This window comes from Rhizobium sp. BK313 (genome assembly GCF_014193655.1).
Taxonomy (GTDB): Bacteria; Pseudomonadota; Alphaproteobacteria; order Rhizobiales; family Rhizobiaceae; genus Rhizobium.
Genome location: NZ_JACHZQ010000001.1, coordinates 828,347 through 846,703 on the forward strand (window position 1 = coordinate 828,347; position 18,357 = coordinate 846,703).

Sequence of the window (18,357 nt, forward strand, 5' to 3'; positions counted from 1 at the left end):
ATCTAGATTTCGCTACACACGATAATAGGCGTTGAATGGAGAAATTGTAAGCGTGCGGCTTGTTACAGCCGCAGCCTTCCATCCAGGAGAGTGCCATGGCTGCGACACTGATCCTTCCCGGTTTGAACGGCTCCGCCGAGGGCCACTGACAGCGCCATTGGGCGCGCGATCGTTCCTCTGCAACCATCGTCCGTCAGGCTTCATGGTCACGGCCGGTGCTGCAGCGTTGGCTGACGGCGCTGGAAAGCGAGTTGGAACCGGTGGGAGTAGCTTGGCTCATCACGCATAGTCTCGGATGCCTGCTTGCCGCAAATCTCGCAAATCGGCCTGCACGCTGGAACAGCGAGCTTCATGATGTCGGCTATGCCGACCACATCAATATCGCCAGCGGTTTTGGTCGGTGGGAGCAGGGCTACCGATTGTTTTCTGCGTTCACCAAAACGGTCGAGGATCAGCAGGCCATGCAGGCAAGACCGCAGTTGCGCGACGTCTTGTGCGAGGCGATGTCCTAGAGCAATTCCGGGAAAAGTGCGAAACCGTTTTTCGTCCGGAATTGCGAAAAAACAAAAACATAGAGCCGTGTTGCGATTCAGCGAAAAGCTGAACTGCTTGGACGTCACTTGCCATCAAAAACGGCTGTCGCAAGAAAGCGCTTGCTACCGCCGCATTTTCGCGCTTTCATATACGACTAAATAAGTAGACAATACTAACAATCAGACCTTTTGAGCCGGTGATAGGCTCGCAGTGTACCGGTTGACGAAGGGAATAGGGTTCTTCGCTTTGAGTGGGAACCCGCCTAGAGCATCCCGCTTTCAGGTGGAGCACCGAAACGGAAACGATGTTCTGGGTTCAAAGAACCGGAGCGGCCCTTATGCGTTTACGAGCGCACGGCGCTCTAGCGGCCAGGCGTTTGATGGCCGCGAACTGTGTGCGGTTCACAGGCAAAGTATCAGTATGCCCTTAGAAAAGCATGATCGACCACCTCTTGCCCCAGGAGTTGATATGACGGTTCAGGGACTTTTTTCCGCCAGGGCAAATGCCTCGGCACAGGCCTATGCAATGCCTCGCATCGCCGTCATAGGCCGCGGCTTTTCCGGAATGATGATGGCGATCGCCTTGATGAAGACGATGCGGACGCCGTTTCATCTGCAGCTTTTCGATCCCAATTCTAGCGTCAGTGGCGGTCAGGCTTTGGCTTCCGGCCATAGCAGCGAAATCCTGAACAGCCGTGTACGCGATCTCTCGGTTTCCGCTGGCGATCCAGACGATTTCAACGACTGGCTCTGTACCAATGCCACGTTCCGCAGTGCGGTGCCGGCCGCGATTCCGGGTTTTTTGCAGATCTTCGTGCCGAAGAGCATTTTCAGCGATTATGTCTACCAACGATTTTCCGAAGCGCTGTCCTCGCGGCGGGATATCACCGTGCAAGTCAGCAGCGAGACGGTGATCGGCCTTCGACGCAGCCATGGCGACTGCTTCCTGGTGGAGAGCGCCGGCGCCTCCAATCCGCTGTTCGATATGGTAATCCTGGCGACAGGTTACGGCATTGCCGATCACGAGCCGCAGAGCGGTGAACCCGTGGCGACGCCGACGGCTGTTCGTGCCCGCCGCCTGGTGTCGCGCCCACATACGGTATTGCTCGGCAATGGTCTGCGCGTCGTCGACCGGTTGCTGCAAATGCGCGACAATGGTTACGATGGCCAGATCACCATTGTCTCGAAACGCGGCTTTCTGCCGCAAAGCCATACGCGCAGCAATGCCGATCCGGTCTTTCCGGCGGAGGCAATGCCCGGCAGTCTCAGTGAGATCGTGCGTTTTATCCGCAGGGCTTGTGAGCATGCCGAGGCGAGCGGGCAGAGCTGGCAGTCCGTCATGAACGGCCTGCGCAAGCATGCGCGTTCGCTTTGGCGCTCGTTGCCGGCAGGACAAAAGCAGCAATTCAACCGCCATCTGCGTGCCCTTTACGACAGCCACCGCAATCGCCTGCCGGAAGCGTTGCATGTTCGGCTGAAACATGAGCTGGCGGAGGGCAATACGCTGTTGCGTCGAGGGCAATTCCTACGGCGCACGCCGACCGGATTGACGCTGAAGCCGGCCGGCCAGCAGGGTGTGGAGCAGGTCTATGCCGACGAGGTAATCGACTGCCGCTGCCAGGAGCCTGATCTCGACACGCCATTGATGCGGAGTTTGATCAACGCAGGCCTCGCCACGCCGGACGAACTTGGTCTCGGCTTGGCCGTGGAAGCAACGGGTGCGCTTTCCGTGGATGGCCGCACGACGGAGGGGCTTTTTGCCATCGGGCCTCTGGGACTCGGGAGCTTGCCGGATATCGATCTGGTGCCGGAGATCGTCACCCAGGCCTATGCGGCCGCCGAGGGTGTGGCTACGCGGTTCTATCCTCAGTGCAAGGCTGTGTGAGGGGTTATCTCGCCCCCAAAGGCGAGATAACCCCTCGCGTTCGCCATAGCCCATCAATACGGGCTTCAAGCCTGTTGCCATATCTCTTTTTTTGATTGAAATACGTAACGTAATAACATAACGAATCCTTCTAGGAATTGTCGCCAATTTGGACTGAGGGACAAGTGCAGACATTGATGATACCGCCATTGCCCGTTTGGATTTTCTATGAGATGAACGATGCCGATGGTGCTGCCGCCGGAATCATCCGGAGGGCGGCTGAAAAGGGAACACGGTGCGGATTACCCATCAGGGGCCAAAACCGTGGCTGCCCCCGCAACTGTAAGCGGAGAGCGCGTTCGCGACATGCCACTGGCTTGATGCCGGGAAGGTGCGAACGGGCTGTGACCCGCGAGCCAGGAGACCTGCCATCGACGACGTCAACCGCAACGGACGGGGTGTTCCGATGGAAATTCAGTGGTTGGGCGAGGGCGCTGTCGCGCCCGCAGGCCCTATCTTGACTTTGCCTCCGGCGAGATCTCCGGGAGGCTTTTCATGGACAAAGCGAAAGAAGCGACGCATCGGATCACCGTATGCACGAATTGCCGCCACGTCGGCGCGCCATGCCATCCCGGTCTCAAGCTGCTGAAGCATCTGCAGGCGGCCATTGCCCAGGCTGGCGCTGCACTTTCCGACGATTTCAGCCTGGAAGGCAGCGTCTGCATGGCTGGCTGCGAGCGGCCATGCACCGTCGCCTTCCAGGCAACGGCAAAGGCGACCTATCTCTTCGGCGACATCGCGGGCGAGGCCGATATAGAGGCGCTCGCTTCCTTCGGTGAGCTTTATCGCGATCGGCCTGATGGCCTGACGCGGGAAGGCGAACGCCCGAAAATGTTAGACGGCAAGACATTGGCACGCATTCCGGCCGCCATCGTTTCGGCTGAGCGCCAAGCGGCGCTTTTGCAATAGGAACGGGGCCATGCTGGAAAAATGTTTGCGGCTGGAAGCTGACGGCGTCACCTGGGGGCCACATAGGGGCAAGCCGATCATCCGAGACATCAGCCTGTCGGTCAAAGCCGGTGATCGGCTGGCAATCATTGGTCCGAACGGGGCGGGTAAATCGACACTGCTGCGATGCCTCTATCGCGGTGTCAGGCCGCAACGGGGTTTGGTGCGTCTCGACGGCATCGATCTCTGGTCGATCGGCCCGCGCGAGGCGGCGCAGCGGATCGCCGCCGTCCTGCAGGAGACGCCGGGCGATTTTCCCTTCAGCGTTCGCGACGTGGTGATGATGGGCCGCATTCCCCATCGCAAAGGCATGGCGCGATGGAGCGAGGAGGATCATGCGGCGACAGCGGCAGTGCTTCTCCGCCTGGAGCTCAAACATCTTGCCCTCCGGCAATTCGCGTCGCTTTCGGGGGGCGAAAAACAGCGGGTATTGGTTGCCCGCGCGCTGGCGCAGGAGCCGGAGCTGATCATCCTCGACGAACCGACCAATCATCTCGATATCCGCCATCAACTGGAAATCCTGGAGCTGTTGAAAGGCCTCGGCCGGACGATCATTACCACGTTGCACGACATCAATCTTGCCGCCGATTTCGCGACGCATATTGCGGTGCTCGATTCCGGCCGCCTGATCGGTCATGGCCTGCCTGACGAAGTTCTGACCGCTGAGCGCATCTCATCTGCCTTCCGTGTCGAGGCCAGACGCCAGGTGGTCGGCGACGCAACCCATCGCTTTACTTTTTCTCTTCGTTAATTGGAGCTATCCATGTCTTTCCGCATGTCTTTATCCGCTACCGCCTTGTTGTTCGGTACGCTGTTTGCCGGTGCTGCTTTGGCCGAACCCGTCACCGTGCGTAGCTGCAATCGCGATGTCACCTTCGACAAGGCGCCGGAGCGCGCCGTTTCCAACGACGTCAACCTCACCGAAATGATGCTGGCGCTAAAGCTGCAAGATCGCATGGTCGGCTACACCGGTGTCTCGGGCTGGAAGACGCTGGATGAAAAGCTGCGCGATGGCATCAAGGAATTGCCGGAACTATCGCCGAAATATCCGACCAAGGAAGTGTTGCTCGGCGTCAATGCCGACTTTTATTTCGCCGGCTGGAACTATGGCATGAAGGTGGGCGGCGAGGTGACGCCGGAGACTTTGGCGCCGTTCGGCATCAGGGTCTATGAACTCACCGAATCCTGCATCTTCGTCATGCAGAAGAACAAGCCGACCATGGACGACATGTTCGTCGACCTGCTGAATCTCGGCAGGATTTTCCGTGTCGAGGATAGAGCCGAGGCCTTGGTCGCCGGCTATCGCCAGCAGCTCAGCGATATCCAGTCGAAGATAAGTCATGTCGACAGGCCGACCCGCGTCTTCGTTTATGATTCCGGCGAGGAAAAGCCCTTCACCTCGGGCCGCTACGGCATCCCGACAGCTATGATCGAAGCGGCCGGCGGCACCAATGTCATGGACGATGTCGAAAAGAGCTGGACAGAAGTCTCCTGGGAGCCTGTCATCGAGAAGAATCCCGAAGTCATTGTCATCGTCGACTACGGCGAAGTCACCGCGACCCAGAAGATTGCCTTTTTGAAGAGCAATCCGGCCTTCAAGAACATTGATGCGGTGAAGAACGACCGTTTTGTCGTGCTTCCCTATGTCGAGGCCACGCCTGGACCGCGCAACATCGAAGCGATCGCAGCGCTTGCGAGGGCGTTCCATCCGGAAGCGATGTAACGAATGACAGTGCTTATCCGTCCGGTCGATCGCTGGACGGATCGCTTTTTGGATTTTCGCATGCGCCTTGGCCTTCCCGTTCTGATCCTTCTCCTTGCTGCTTTCCTCGCCATATCGATTACGGCTGGCGTTTCCTTTGGCGCAGCACCCATCCCATTTGCGACCGTCTGGGCGATCGTCGGCAACAAGCTGCATGCCGGTTTGTTTCCCATCACCTGGTCCGGCGGGCAGGAAAGCATTGTCTGGGATGTGCGTTTCCCCCGCGTCATTCTGGCATTGCTCGTGGGTGCCGGGCTTGCGGTCACCGGTGCGGTGTTACAGGCTTTGACACGGAATCCGCTGGCGGATCCGCATCTTCTCGGCGTTTCCTCAGGTGCGGCTTTCGGTGCGATCCTGGCGCTGCTGCATACGGGGCTCATCCTCGGGCTGTTGACAGTGCCGTTATTCTCCTTTGCCGGCGCGCTGCTTGCCACTGCCGCCGTGGCGCTCGTGACTCGGCTGACGCGCTCACATTCGGCTGACCGCCTGGTGTTGTCAGGCGTGGCTGTCGCCTTTGTCTTTACCGCGCTTGGCAACCTCCTGATTTTCCTCGGCGACCCCCGAGCGGCCAACACCGTCGTCTTTTGGATGCTCGGCGGCTTGGGGCTGGCGCAGTGGCAGCATCTGATCTATCCGGCCAGCGTGCTCCTTGTGTGCCTCGCCGTGCTGATGCTGAAATCGCGGGAGCTGAATGCGCTTGCCATGGGCGACGAGACGGCAGCGACGCTCGGCATTGCCGTATCGCAATTCCGTTTCCTGCTGTTCGTTGTCACGGCGCTGTTGACGGGCGTCATGGTCGCCTTTTCCGGAGCGATTGGCTTTGTCGGACTGATGGTGCCGCATTTCGTCCGGCTGCTCGTCGGTGGCGACAATGTCCGCGTCGTGCCTTTGAGTGCCGCCTTCGGAGCCTTGACGTTGGTCTGGGCCGATATGGCCGCGCGATTGATCATGGCGCCGGAGGACATGCCGATTGGCATTGTCACGGGTCTGGCCGGCGGCATCGCCTTCATTCTGATCCTTCGAAAAAGCTGAGCTATGGGCAGCTTTCACCATTGCCTCCCGGCGCCCGTGGACCTATCTCCCGACGGGCACGCCGGGGGGATAGTAAATGGCCGCAGATTCGATTGTTTGTACGCCTGAGGAAGTATTGAGCTTCTGGTTCGAGGAATGCACGAGCGAGGATTGGTTCCGCTCGACCGTTGCTCTCGACGAAGAGATGTGCCGCCGGTTTCGCGACACGCACCTGGCACTGGCAGCCGGCGTGCCTGATCTCTGGCGGACAACGCCCGAAAGCCGGCTGGCAGCGGTCATTGTCCTTGATCAGTTCGCACGCAACATCTATCGCGGCACACCGCTTGCTTTCGCAACGGATGGTTTGGCACTACAGGCGGCCAAAGAGGCTTTGGAGGTCGGTGCGGATCGTGGGGTGCCGGCGGAATGGCGGATATTCTTCTACATGCCGTTCGAGCACGCCGAGGACCTTGCCGAACAAGATCGGGCTGTCGCGCTTTTCCGCTCACTCGGTATTGATGAGCAGATCGACTATGCGCTTCGGCATCGCACAGTCATTGCTGCCTACGGCCGCTTCCCGCATCGCAACGCCATCCTTGGACGCGTCTCGACAGAGGCTGAGAAAGATTATCTCGCCCAGCCCGGAGCAGGCTTCTGATGGGATAATGCTGGTGAATGCCTTTGTGTCGCCTTTCTTTGCCTTACAAGGCAGTATGAAATTCGCAATCACACTACAGGAAGATTCTATTCTTCCATTTTTTCGTGCGGCGAATCCGTTTGTTCAGCCGCCGGCGACTTTATCTGCGACGAGGAGCTTTGCTTGCGCCTGCTGAAACACCGCCTCCGTTTTTTACCCGTGCTGCTTCTGGGACTGAGCGCAGCCATAGTTGCCGGTCCTTCGACGGGCCGGCACGCTTTGGCGCAGGATCAGCAACAGGCCCAGCCTACTCAGCAACCGGAGAAGCAGCCCGCCGGTCAGCCGCCCCAGTCGCCACAGCTTGCGAACGGTTTGCTGGACGCTGCCGTTGCCGATCTCAACAAGGCCAAGAAGGACTTTGCCTCGATCGAGGATGACTCGAAAGAAGGAGGGGCTGATGACAATGCGCTGGTGGCACTTTCGGGCCGGACGGATGAACTCGGTCGCTCCGTAGCGGCGATTTCGGCGCGGTTGAAGCCGCGCTCCACCGAGATCGATGCGCGCCTGACGCAGCTCGGCCCGCCGCCTAAGGAGGGCCAGCCGCCGGAAGCGGCGATCGTCACCCAGGAGCGTGACCGTCTCAACGCCGAACGTTCCCAAATCAGCGCTGTGACCGTCGACTCCGACAATCTCGTTGCTGCGACCAATCGGCTGGCGATGCAGCTCATCGAGATGCGTCGCAAGCTGTTTGCCGAGACTCTGTTCAAACGCACGGGAATCTCTGCCGGCACGTTCGAGGATGCGGGCGCAGCACTGGGCAACGAAGGCGTAGAGTTCCGCGATGCAGTGACAAGTTGGATCGGTTTCGTCCTGAAGGCCAAGCTCGGCTCGTTCCTGGTCGCAGTCTTCCTGTCACTCGGTGCGGGGTTGATTTTTCTGGCCGGTGGCTACCGGCTGTTCCGCAGATACTATGTGCGGGACGAAAACATCGAAAATCCGCCCTATATCAGCCGCCTCTCGGTCGCCTTCTGGTCGACGCTGATCCGCACGCTGTCGCTGGTCGCATTCCTTGTTACATCCTTTTTTTGCCTGTCGAATTTCAATGTGCTGCGGCCGGATATCGCGCCGATACTGGCCGCTTTCTTCGGTTTCATCGGACTGGTCTATTTCGTCGGCCGTCTGACCAATGCCGTTTTTGCACCTTTCAGGCCACATTGGCGGCTCGTTAAACTGTCCAATAAAGGCGCCCGTTCGCTCAGTTGGTGCATGCAGGCTATGGCCGTCGTCAACGGTCTTGACTACGTTTTCGACCGCATCAGCGAATCCATGGGCTCGCCAGTTGTCGTGACGGTGGCCAAGAGCTTCTTTGCGGCTCTGCTGATTGGCCTGATCCTGATTGCAGCTTCCTTCGGATCGCCTATCCTTGCAAAGAACAGCGATCCCGATGCCCCCGGCCGTCACTGGCCGCATGGCATGGCGATTATCCTTCGGGTGCTCGGCATATTGCTGATCTTCACGGCCGTTATCGGCTATGTCGGTCTGGCGCGTTTCATCGCAACGCAGCTGATCGTCACCAGCGCCGTTCTGGTGACGATGTATCTCGGCTTCCAGCTCGGAAAATCGGTGTCGCGGCAAGGCGTTTTTGCCGAGACGGCCATCGGGCGTTTCCTCGAAAACCGCTTCGAGCTCGGTGACGTCGCTCTCGATCAGGCTGGTCTTGCTGCCGGCCTAGCAACCTACGCCGTCGCGCTTCTGACCGGCATTCCGCTGATCCTGCTTTCCTGGGGGTTCCATATCCAGGATCTGGAGCTGCTTGCCTATCGGCTGTTCACCGAAATCCGGATCGGCAATATGTCGATTTCGCTGGTTGGCATCCTGGCGGGCGTCCTGCTCTTTGCCGGCGGCTATCTGGTGACGCGCTGGTTCCAGCGGTGGCTGGACAGCAATGTCATGGCGCGCGGTCAGGTGGATTTGGGGGTGCGCAACTCCGTCAGGACCGGCATCGGCTATCTTGGTGTCGCAGTGGCGGCGATCATCGCGATTTCGGCGGCCGGCATCGATCTGTCGAGCCTGGCACTCGTCGCCAGCGCGCTCTCGGTCGGTATCGGTTTCGGCCTGCAGAATATCGTGTCGAACTTCGTCTCGGGCCTGATCCTGCTGGTCGAGCGGCCCTTCAAGGTCGGCGACTGGATCGTTTCGGGTACCTCGGAAGGTATCGTCAAGCGCATCTCGGTGCGCGCAACCGAGATCGAAACTTTCCGCAAGCAGTCGATCATCGTGCCGAATTCGGAACTGATCAACGGCTCGGTCGGCAACTGGACGCACCGCAACCGGCTGGCTCGCTCGGAAATTCCGGTTTCCGTCAGTTTCGATGCCGATCCGCAAAGGGTGATGGATCTACTGCTGGAGCTCGTACGCGACATCCCGAAGGTCCTCAGAAATCCGGAGCCGCACGTCGAATTCCTGCGCATCGGTCCGTCCTCGCTCGATTTCGAGATGCGCTTCTATCTCTCCGATCTTTCCGACGGCATGGAGATCCGCAATAATCTGCGGATCGATATCCTGAAGCGTTTCCGTGAAGAGGGGATTGCCATTCCCTATCCGCATCAGGAGCTGCACATCGTCCGCGACAGCAAGCGGGGCAGGCAGACCGACCTTTTGGCGAGCACCAATCTCGCCGACTCCGCGGATGGGCCGGAAGTCGTGAGCGAAGATGTCGTGGAAGACATTGCTCAACCGGCCGAAGAGCGACTGCCGCAGCCGCAGGAGGCCAAGAGCGTCGGCCGCCGTCGCGGCAGGGCGCCAGCCCAGTGACGTGATCGCGACAGTTTCATGGCGCAGCAATGGGTGAGGGAGTCCGCCATCCTTACCCGAGCCGCATGAAAATACGGAAAAAAGCTATTTCCCGCTTGTCTATCCACACATCGTCGCGGCAAGCTTTCCCCATGTCGTAATCAGGCATTTGGCGGGCGAACCGGAACTGCATAGTCCACGGCAATGGTGATTTCTCCCGGATAGGGGCCGGGGTCGCTCAATCCTAAAGAGGTAGCTTTTCCATGAAAACACATGCACGGGCCGTCGTTATCGGAGGTGGCGTCGTCGGCGTCTCGACGCTGTATCACTTGGCGAAGAAGGGTTGGGACGACGTCGTCCTGCTGGAGCGGAAGGAGCTGACCTCCGGTTCGACCTGGCATGCAGCCGGTCTGCTGCCGCTCTTCAATATGAGCTACTCGGTCGGCCAGATTCACAAATATTCGGTGAAGTTCTATCAGGAGCTGCAGCAAGAGACCGGCATGAATGTCGGCTTCAGCCAGGTCTCCAATATTCGTCTCGCCCGCACCAAGGATCGCTGGGACGAATACATGTATTATGCCGGGATTGCCGAGACGATCGGCGTCAAGGTCAACATTCTGACGCCCGAGCAGGTCAAGGAAATCTGGCCGCTCTGCGAGACGGATGGCCTGCTTGGCGCGATCCAGCATCCTGATGACGGCTATATCCAGCCAGCCGATCTGACGCAGGCGCTGGCCAAGGGCGCGCGCGACCGCGGTGCAACGATCTATCGCAACACCACGGTAACGGCGATCGAGCAACTCCCCGACGGGCTATGGAAGGTGACGACGGACAAGGGCGAAATCACCGCTGAACACATCGTCTCCTGCACGGGCAATTTTGCCCGCAGGACCGGTGAGATGGTCGGCATCAGCATTCCCGTTATCCCGGTCGAGCATCAATATATCGTCACCGAGCCGCATCCGGCGATCTTGGAGCGCAAGGCCAAGGGCCTGCCGGAAATGGGCGTGCTGCGCGAGTCCGATAGCGCCTGGTATATGCGCGAGGAAAATGGCGGTCTTCTGCTCGGCCCCTATGAGCACGGTGCCCCGGCCTGCTATGTCGACGGCCCATCCGACGACAGCGAATACGAGCTCTTTCAGGAGGAACTCGACCGCCTTATGCCGCACATCGAAACGGCAATCACGCGTGTTCCGGCCTTCGGCGAAGTCGGTATCAAAAAGGTTTATAACGGTGCTATCGCCTATACGCCGGACGGCAATCCGATTGTCGGCCCCGCGCCGGGCCTCAAGAATTTCTGGCTCAATGAAGGCCACTCCTTCGGCATTACCGCTGCCGGCGGCGCCGGCTGGCAGCTCGCCGAATGGATCGTCGACGGCGAACCGACCGTCGACATGATGGGCGTCGATCCCCGCCGCTTCGGCCCCTATGCCAACGAAGGTTACCTAATCGCGAAGAACGAAGAGGCCTATGCCAACGTCTTCACTATGCACTATCCGGACGAAGAACGTGCCGCCGCCCGCCCGCTGAAGACGACGCCGGTCTATGATCGTCTGAAGGCGATGGGTGCTGTCTTCGGCTCCGTCTACGGCTGGGAACGAGCCAACTGGTTTGCGCCTGATGGTTATGAAGTTCCGAAGGACCAGCTCGGCGTCGGCGTAGATGTCTTGACCAACCACAACTACGCGCCGCCGACCGAAGATGGCCGCGTCGTCGAGCGCTGGTCGTTCCGCCGCTCCAACTATTTCGAGCATGTCGGCAACGAAGTGCTGAACGTCAGCAAGAAGGTCGGCGTCCTTGACATGTCCGCCTTCGCCAAGATGGAAGTATCCGGTCCCGGCGCTCGCGCCTGGCTGGAATCGATCTTCGCCAATGCCATTCCGAAGAAGCGCGGCCGCATCGCGCTCTGCCATCTCCTGACGGTACAGGGCGGTGTGCGCGCCGAATTCACGGTCTATGAATGGGCCCCGGGCCGCTTCTACCTGGTCTCGGCCGGTGCCTATGAAGCGCATGATCATGATTACCTGCGCAAGCTTGCGCCGACGGACGGCTCGGTTCGCCTGCAGCAGATCACCCAGCGCCTCGGCGTTCTCGTGCTCGCTGGCCCGAGGTCGCGCGATGTCCTGAAGAAGCTCACCCGCACCAGCCTTGAAAGCAAGGATTTCCCTTGGCTTTCCGGCAAGGAGATCTCGGTCGGTGCGGCGACCGCCCATGCGCTGCGCGTCAATTTCGTCGGCGAGCTCGGATGGGAATTGCATCATCCGATCGAAATGCAGAACTATATCTTCGACAAGCTGATGGAAGCTGGCGCCGAATTCGGCATCAAGCCCTTCGGCATCCGTGCCATGCTCTCCATGTCGGTCGAAAAGTCCTACCGGCTGATCCCGCGTGAAATGTCGATCGAGTACAATGCCTATGAATCGGCGCTCGACCGCTTTATTAAGCCCGAGAAGGAATTCCTCGGTCGCGAAGGGCTGCTTGCTTATAAGGATAAGGGTCTGAAGTGGAATTTCGCGACGCTGGTGGTCGAGACCGGCAACGATGTCGATGCCCGTGGCTCGGAAGCGATCTATAACGAAGCCGGCGAACTTATCGGCCGCGCCACCAACGGCACTTACGGTTTCCGCATCGGCAAGTCGCTGGCGCTCGCGATGCTGAAGCCGGGCTATGCCGTGGAGGGCACGAAGCTCAAGATCAAGATATTGGGAACGATCTATACCGCGACCGTTGTCGGCGAGAGCCCGTTTGATCCGGACAATGCGGCGCTACGTGCCTGATATCTGAACTTTCAGAGTATAGTATATGAGGAGGCGACCCCGTGGTTGCCTTCTTCATTTATGGGAAACCAGTCGACTTAATAAATACTCAAGCGCTTTGCTGTAGAAAATTCGGAAGGGGCCGATTTTCTATTAGCAGGTTTTATCATGCCATTTTTGGGTATTTCGGGAATGCAGTATTCCGGCGGCTCGCTTGCTGGAGCGCGCATTCTTCTCGCCGAGGATTCGAATGTCTTTACATCGATGATCAGCGCGAAGCTGAAGGAACTCTTCGACATCGACATCGAAATCTGCCGGAACTTCGAGGAGTTGCAGCTTGCCTACGACAAGTCGTCGGAGCCGATCCGGTTGGCGATTTCCAACATCAATTTGCCGGGGGCGGAAAAGGGCGAGGCGCTGGAATATCTAATCGATCTCAGCATTCCGACGATCGTGTTCACCGGTACCTTCCAGGAAGGTATGCGCGACGAACTGATCGCCAAGGATATTGTCGACTATATTCTCAAGGACAATATTTTCGCCGTCGATCTGCTGGCGGAGTCGATCTGCCGCTTCCTTACCAATCACCGTCATCATGTGTTGATTGTCGACGATAGCGCCACGGCACGTGCGCTGCTGTCCAGCCGCCTGAAACGCTATAATTTCCGTGTCAGTGTCGCCGAGAACGGCAACAAGGCGCTTGAGATCCTGAAGGCCAACCGCGACATCGGCCTGATGGTCACCGATTACAACATGCCCGATATCGACGGCTTCGAACTGACGCGCCGAATCCGCGCCAGCATCGGCTCGCATGAGTTGCGCATCATCGGTGTCTCGTCCTCTACAAACCGTCTGTTGTCGGCGCGCTTTCTCAAAGCTGGCGGCAATGATTTCATTTTGCGACCGTTCATCGACGAAGAATTCTATTGCCGCGTGAATCAAAATCTCGACACGTTGCTGCAGATCCAATCGATGCGGCAGATAAGGTTGAGTGCCTGACGTGCCGGAGGAAGGGATCGATCGATATTCAGAAATACAAAATATGAGGATAACTCATTTTTTGTACAAGATTTCTGCAATCTATGGTTCCAATTTCTTCACGAATCCTGTTCACGATGGAACTGAAGAGCGATGTCGTTTCGCTCGCAATGGGCAACCGCGATCAGTGCGTGCCAGGTCGTCTGGGAGGACGTAAAGGGAAATGGTGTTCCGCGCGGATTTCCTCAGCGATGGCCATAGCCGTCGCCGCGGCAGCCAGAAGATACTTCTGGTGGAAGATTCGCGCATGTTTTCTTCCGTCCTGTCTCATCGGTTCCAAACCGAGCTCGGACTCAATGTCACCCACTGCGCCTCGCTGAAGAAACTGAATGAAGCGCTGGCGGTCGATGAACATGGTTTTACCATGGCGGTGGTCGACCTCAATCTGCCGGATTCGCCCCATGGCGAGGCGCTGGATGTTGCCATTGCCCATCATATTCCCACCATCGTCTTCACCGCGTCCTTCGACATGGATATGCGCAACCGCATCATGGAGCGCAGCATTGTCGACTATGTTCTGAAGGACAATGAATTCGCCCTCGACAATCTCGTTTCTACCGTACGGCGCGCCATCTCCAATCGCAGCACGCGGGTGCTGGTGGTGGACGACATACCGTCGGCACGGCGCGTGCTGGTTGAGCTTCTGGAGGCGCAGCAGTTCAAGGTCGCCGAAGCCGGGACCGGCGTCGAAGCGCTGGCGGTGCTTGACGAGTATGGCGATATTGAAGTGGTCGTGACCGACCATCATATGCCCGACATGGATGGCTACGAACTGACCCGGCGTATTCGCCATCGCTATGGTTCGGATCGGATGCGTGTCATCGGCATCTCCTCGTCGGCCGACCGCCTGCTGTCGGCGACCTTTCTGAAGGCCGGCGCCAGTGATTTCATCTATCGCCCGTTCGTGGCCGAAGAGCTGCAATGCCGCATCGCGCTCAATGTCGAAACGCTGATGCAGCTAAAGCAATTGCGCGCCGCCGCGGCAAGCGACTATCTGACCGGGCTCTATAACAGACGCTATTTCTACGATCACGGCCCGCGGATCGTGAATGAATGCCTGCGCCATCACCGGCCGACCTCGGTCGCAATCCTCGACATCGATCATTTCAAGCATCTGAACGACACCTATGGCCACGAGATTGGCGATCAGGTGCTGAAGGCCGTTGCCGGCCGGCTTCATTCGTTGTTCGAAGGCAGCGAGAACCTGCTGTCCCGGCTGGGCGGCGAGGAGTTCGCTATTCTGTTCACCGAGATGGATTCACGGGCCGCGACCGCGGTTTGCGACGAGGTGCGCGTCAATCTGTCGAATCTGAAAGTGAACGCGGACGACGAGGAGCTATCGGTGACCGTGTCGATCGGTGTCGCCGAGATTGCAGGCTATGAGGCGTTCGAAAACTATCTCAACGCCGCCGACCAGTTTCTTTATATGGCCAAGCACAAGGGCCGCAATCAGGTCTATTCCGACATCAAGATGACGGAGGAAGCGGCGGAATAGCCGCTTCCATCGGCCCGCTTCAGACGACGACGCCTGTACGGTTGGACGACATGGTGAGCTTGCGTTCAGCGCGCTCCTGCTGCGGCGAACGATTGTAGAGTTCGCGATAACACTTGGAGAAGTGTGAGGCAGATACGAAGCCGCAGGCAACAGCCACCTCTACAACCGGCATCGAGGACTGCACCAGCAGGTGACGCGCGCGGTCGAGGCGGATTTCGAGATAGTAACGGGCGGGCGAGCGGCCCATTTCCTGGCGGAACAGGCGCTCGATCTGGCGGCGCGACAGGCCGGCATCGTCAGCGATCTCCAGCAGCGACAGCGGCTCGGCGAGATTGCTTTCCATCAGCTCGATGATCGACAGCACCTTGGCGTTCTGGACGCCGAGGCGGGCACGCAGCGGCAGGCGCTGGCGGTCGTGCGGGCTACGGACGCGATCGGTCAGCTGCTGCTCACAGACGCGGTTGACGAGGTTTTCGCCGAAATCCTGGCCGATCAGATTGAGCATCATGTCGAGCGATGCGGTGCCGCCGGCGCAGGTGTAGAGATTGCTGTCGACTTCGTAGAGATCGGCATAGACTTCAGCCTGCGGGAAAGTCTCGGCAAAGCCCGGGAGGTTTTCCCAGTGAATGGCGCAGCGCTTGCCGTTGAGGAGGCCGGCCTGTGCCAGCACATGCGCGCCCGTACAGAGGCTGCCGACGGCGACACCGCGATTGTAGGTCTCGCGCAGCCAGGCATTGACGGACTTGTTGTGGAACTCCTCGACATAGATGCCGGAACAGACGAGCACCATGTTCGGCCGGTTTTCTCCGCCAAGATAGCGGCGCTCGTCGGCGAGCGACGAATTGACTTCGAGGCCGATGCCGCTGGAGGAATAGACCTTCTGACCGTCTGTCGAGGCTAGCCGCCAGGTGTAGGCGGGATAACCGAGCATGCGGTTTGCTATCCGCAGCGTCTCGACCGCGGCGGAAAACGGCAGCATGGTAAAATGGGGAACGAGAAAGAAAACCAGGGAACGCGTCTTAATCGGAGTCTTGCTCATATCAGGAAAATCCATGCTCCACGACCATCCCGTATACCTTGCGTCAAATGCGTCGGCTCGATGGTCTAATAGCGACATTGGCATGGATAATAGCGGCCGCAAAGGGATAATTGTGCAAGCTCACTAAAATTGCCGCTATAAAGAAAGCAGGCAAGGGGGGTAAGCAATTTCCTGAAGCAACCAAATATATATGTCGACAATAATCAAGATAAAACCAAATACGCGCTCAGATGCATAAATGTTCGAAAGGCGACACTCGGTGTGGTTGAGTGTCGCCTTCAGAATTCATAGGATATCGCAATCATCGCGCAGCCTTGGAATTCTTGGTTTCGTCGACGGCCGGCCAGCCCAGGTCCTTGCGCATGTCGTCCGAAAGGGACTCGAGCTCGCGCTCGGAGCGCCATTGCTGCCAGCGATCGGCAATCCGCGTGATGAATTGCACAAAACCACCGCGCGACGGGAGCGGGTTCCGCGTCCTGCCGGTATCTCTATAGGCAATCGTCGTCATTTCCAGGTTCCTTTCGGTTCTTAGACGCCCGAAAGGTCGCGACCTTTACGAGCTAATATGGGAGCGGTTCACTCATCAATCAAGCGAATAGATCTTATAGCTGTCATTAGCATTCTTGAACGATCGCACGTTGGCGGGCTTTCGTTCGAGGGCCGAATATAGTCGGAAAAGTTTGTTGCCTCTTTTGGAAGAAATATCGCCGCTAGAATCGATATTCTTTCCAAGGACGTGCTCTCTCAAAGGCTTAGAAGTCGAGATTTGTCGCCAAACTTGCATTTCGACAGTTCCGAGAGAATGCGGTCCGGAGGAAGGCCGCGCGCGTTAACGTCGTCGATTAAATGTGAGGGAAAGCGCGTGGCAATCTCGTCCAGCGTATGTTGTGCCGTGCGCTGGATTTCACGCGCACGCAATATGATGAAAAGACGAGAAGCTTCGTGAAGTGCTTCGCCAACCATGATCACGCTCCTTTGGCTGTCCATGTTCGATTTGATCAGGCTAATATGATGCTTCGTTGACGTTCAGACAAACGATATGATGTGGTGCATAGGTTCAAAAAAATTGAAAGATGCAAATATGACCGTATCGGTTCGTCGCCATATTCCGCTGCTTGACAACGAAGTTCTGCGTACTGACATCGAAGGCGCAAAAGCAAAGAGCGGCGCGGCAGCCCGCTAGTGGAGTTGTTCGTTGGCGTGGAAAGCTATCTCTTCCCATCCTTGGCGGCGGGATCTCGACGAATCAGCGAGCGGCCAGATGACTCGATTTGAGACCGCAATTCGCGCATTTTCGACTATTATCGACCTGCGGGAGCGCGCAAATAACACATAAGTTGCTCGAATCAGCGTGTGGCTTTCCAAGGTTCATTCAAACCCAACCGTCGCCGAAAACGCGTCTGAAGCTCACGATGGGAAAGCCTGACGCACTAACTTATCGAGAAGTTGTTGTTAATTTATTCGGGCCGTGGAGATGGTATCGACCGATTGACAGGGCATCACAATAAGGATTTCTGGGCGAGCCGGGGGCCAGCGCTAAAAAAGCCCAAAGCGCCTTCGTGAGTGAGCTGGCTACCGACTTCGTGAGGCATGCAAAGGAATTCTATGAGACGCGAATTCCTTCGGCACGAAACGGCCGGTGCATTTCTCCCATTTATGAAGTCTTGGATTTCCGCTTGAAAACCGCTCGACGCGCAAGATCGATTCCGCGCTCTGTCTGACCGAATGACCGTTATGCAGCCGAGTTCTGAGGAGCTTTTGCGTGCTCTATCTCGCCCAGTATTGAATGTTGACACTATTGGTCGTGAGCAAATTCGGCGCGACGCGGATCACCTTGTAGAAGGTGTCTTCGCGCCCCGAGGAATGGAGTCTATTTCGCGTCGCTGTTTCAAAGGATTTCCTTGCGGTTTTTTGAGCCTGCAAGGAAAACCTTTGAAACCGATCGGGCCTCCAACCGACGCTCGCGAACTGGGACAAAGGGCTGGGCGGCGCATCTGTCACGCTGCATTTTGTCACTGATTTGGGAGGGCCTGAGCGGTCCCCCGACGGGAGAATGGGGATCTGGACTTGGAATAGCAGATTTCAGCTCAGATCAGCTGCCGAATGTCAAGTCTTCCCATAAGCCTCGGCATGGAGCATGGTGGCTCTGTCGAAGTGAGGCGGTGCTATGCCACCAAGCACATCGGCTAAAATGGAAACGGACCGCATTGGCGTGCGGTCCGTTCAAAACGAGCTGGTTCCAATTAGAGCGGCGCCAGCATGACTTGAAAGGAACAAGCCAGTGCAACGAATCTAGTACGCGCCCTGTGGCGAATCAATACGAAAATCGCTCGGTGGACCCTTTGCGAGGCCGTAAGGCACAATATCCCGGAGTTTTTTTCAATCCGCCCCTCTCAGATAACGCTTTGCGCCTAGCAGAGA

13 protein-coding genes, 1 pseudogene and 1 riboswitch are annotated in these 18,357 nt (G+C 58.0%); of the genes and pseudogenes, 11 read left to right on the top strand and 3 right to left on the bottom strand.

The window, feature by feature from the left end:
* Nucleotides 1-95 precede the first annotated feature (95 nt).
* From FHT86_RS38730 to FHT86_RS04000, 11 genes and pseudogenes are all read left to right on the top strand, one after another.
* Nucleotides 96-512 (top strand): annotated as a pseudogene (locus tag FHT86_RS38730) (RBBP9/YdeN family alpha/beta hydrolase).
* A 490-nt stretch (nt 513-1,002) separates the two neighbouring features.
* Nucleotides 1,003-2,418, top strand: coding sequence for an FAD/NAD(P)-binding protein (locus FHT86_RS03955; RefSeq protein WP_133705623.1), 1,416 nt, complete (start codon nt 1,003-1,005; stop codon nt 2,416-2,418).
* Nucleotides 2,419-2,627: 209 nt separating this feature from the next.
* Nucleotides 2,628-2,845: riboswitch (cobalamin riboswitch) on the top strand.
* 107 nt (nt 2,846-2,952) lie between these two features.
* Entirely contained in the window at nt 2,953-3,366 is a 414-nt protein-coding gene (locus FHT86_RS03960) for a DUF1636 family protein (RefSeq protein WP_133705624.1), read from the top strand.
* A 10-nt stretch (nt 3,367-3,376) separates the two neighbouring features.
* Complete coding sequence (locus FHT86_RS03965; RefSeq protein ID WP_133705625.1) at nt 3,377-4,156, top strand: ABC transporter ATP-binding protein; 780 nt, start codon at nt 3,377-3,379, stop codon at nt 4,154-4,156.
* A gap of 12 nt (nt 4,157-4,168) precedes the next feature.
* A complete protein-coding gene (locus FHT86_RS03970) occupies nt 4,169-5,128 on the top strand; it encodes an ABC transporter substrate-binding protein (protein WP_133705626.1) in 960 nt (319 codons plus the stop codon).
* Between the two features lie 60 nt (nt 5,129-5,188).
* Entirely contained in the window at nt 5,189-6,199 is a 1,011-nt protein-coding gene (locus tag FHT86_RS03975) for an iron ABC transporter permease (RefSeq protein WP_133707062.1), read from the top strand.
* Between the two features lie 76 nt (nt 6,200-6,275).
* Entirely contained in the window at nt 6,276-6,836 is a 561-nt protein-coding gene (locus FHT86_RS03980; RefSeq protein ID WP_133705627.1) for a DUF924 family protein, read from the top strand.
* 162 nt (nt 6,837-6,998) lie between these two features.
* Nucleotides 6,999-9,629: a mechanosensitive ion channel family protein gene (locus FHT86_RS03985; RefSeq protein ID WP_133705628.1), complete on the top strand. Its 2,631-nt coding sequence runs from the start codon at nt 6,999-7,001 to the stop codon at nt 9,627-9,629.
* A gap of 242 nt (nt 9,630-9,871) precedes the next feature.
* Nucleotides 9,872-12,385, top strand: coding sequence for an FAD-dependent oxidoreductase (locus FHT86_RS03990; protein ID WP_133705629.1), 2,514 nt, complete (start codon nt 9,872-9,874; stop codon nt 12,383-12,385).
* A 147-nt stretch (nt 12,386-12,532) separates the two neighbouring features.
* Nucleotides 12,533-13,363: a response regulator gene (locus tag FHT86_RS03995; protein ID WP_133705630.1), complete on the top strand. Its 831-nt coding sequence runs from the start codon at nt 12,533-12,535 to the stop codon at nt 13,361-13,363.
* 202 nt (nt 13,364-13,565) lie between these two features.
* Nucleotides 13,566-14,897 carry a diguanylate cyclase gene (locus FHT86_RS04000; RefSeq protein ID WP_133705631.1) on the top strand — a complete coding sequence of 444 codons (1,332 nt, stop codon included), beginning with the start codon at nt 13,566-13,568 and terminating at the stop codon, nt 14,895-14,897.
* A gap of 19 nt (nt 14,898-14,916) precedes the next feature.
* Here the strand turns inward: FHT86_RS04000 and FHT86_RS04005 are convergent, their stop codons facing one another.
* The 3 genes from FHT86_RS04005 to FHT86_RS04015 form a co-directional block, all read right to left on the bottom strand.
* The gene (locus tag FHT86_RS04005) at nt 14,917-15,936 is read right to left on the bottom strand and encodes a GlxA family transcriptional regulator (RefSeq protein WP_409527563.1); all 1,020 of its coding nucleotides are present in this window, start codon (nt 15,934-15,936) and stop codon (nt 14,917-14,919) included.
* Between the two features lie 301 nt (nt 15,937-16,237).
* The gene (locus FHT86_RS04010; protein WP_133705633.1) at nt 16,238-16,444 is read right to left on the bottom strand and encodes a hypothetical protein; all 207 of its coding nucleotides are present in this window, start codon (nt 16,442-16,444) and stop codon (nt 16,238-16,240) included.
* Between the two features lie 236 nt (nt 16,445-16,680).
* Complete coding sequence (locus FHT86_RS04015; RefSeq protein ID WP_133705635.1) at nt 16,681-16,899, bottom strand: hypothetical protein; 219 nt, start codon at nt 16,897-16,899, stop codon at nt 16,681-16,683.
* Between the last annotated feature and the right edge of the window lie 1,458 nt (nt 16,900-18,357).

What these genes read in the sequence shown, in the direction of transcription:
- FHT86_RS03955 (WP_133705623.1), top strand. Translation starts at nt 1,003, where the DNA reads ATGACGGTTCAGGGACTTTTTTCCGCCAGGGCAAATGCCTCGGCACAG.
- FHT86_RS03960 (WP_133705624.1), top strand. Translation starts at nt 2,953, where the DNA reads ATGGACAAAGCGAAAGAAGCGACGCATCGGATCACCGTATGCACGAAT.
- FHT86_RS03965 (WP_133705625.1), top strand. Translation starts at nt 3,377, where the DNA reads ATGCTGGAAAAATGTTTGCGGCTGGAAGCTGACGGCGTCACCTGGGGG.
- FHT86_RS03970 (WP_133705626.1), top strand. Translation starts at nt 4,169, where the DNA reads ATGTCTTTCCGCATGTCTTTATCCGCTACCGCCTTGTTGTTCGGTACG.
- FHT86_RS03975 (WP_133707062.1), top strand. Translation starts at nt 5,189, where the DNA reads ATGCGCCTTGGCCTTCCCGTTCTGATCCTTCTCCTTGCTGCTTTCCTC.
- FHT86_RS03980 (WP_133705627.1), top strand. Translation starts at nt 6,276, where the DNA reads ATGGCCGCAGATTCGATTGTTTGTACGCCTGAGGAAGTATTGAGCTTC.
- FHT86_RS03990 (WP_133705629.1), top strand. Translation starts at nt 9,872, where the DNA reads ATGAAAACACATGCACGGGCCGTCGTTATCGGAGGTGGCGTCGTCGGC.
- FHT86_RS03995 (WP_133705630.1), top strand. Translation starts at nt 12,533, where the DNA reads ATGCCATTTTTGGGTATTTCGGGAATGCAGTATTCCGGCGGCTCGCTT.
- FHT86_RS04000 (WP_133705631.1), top strand. Translation starts at nt 13,566, where the DNA reads ATGGTGTTCCGCGCGGATTTCCTCAGCGATGGCCATAGCCGTCGCCGC.
- FHT86_RS04005 (WP_409527563.1), bottom strand. Translation starts at nt 15,936, where the DNA reads ATGAGCAAGACTCCGATTAAGACGCGTTCCCTGGTTTTCTTTCTCGTT.
- FHT86_RS04010 (WP_133705633.1), bottom strand. Translation starts at nt 16,444, where the DNA reads ATGACGACGATTGCCTATAGAGATACCGGCAGGACGCGGAACCCGCTC.
- FHT86_RS04015 (WP_133705635.1), bottom strand. Translation starts at nt 16,899, where the DNA reads ATGGTTGGCGAAGCACTTCACGAAGCTTCTCGTCTTTTCATCATATTG.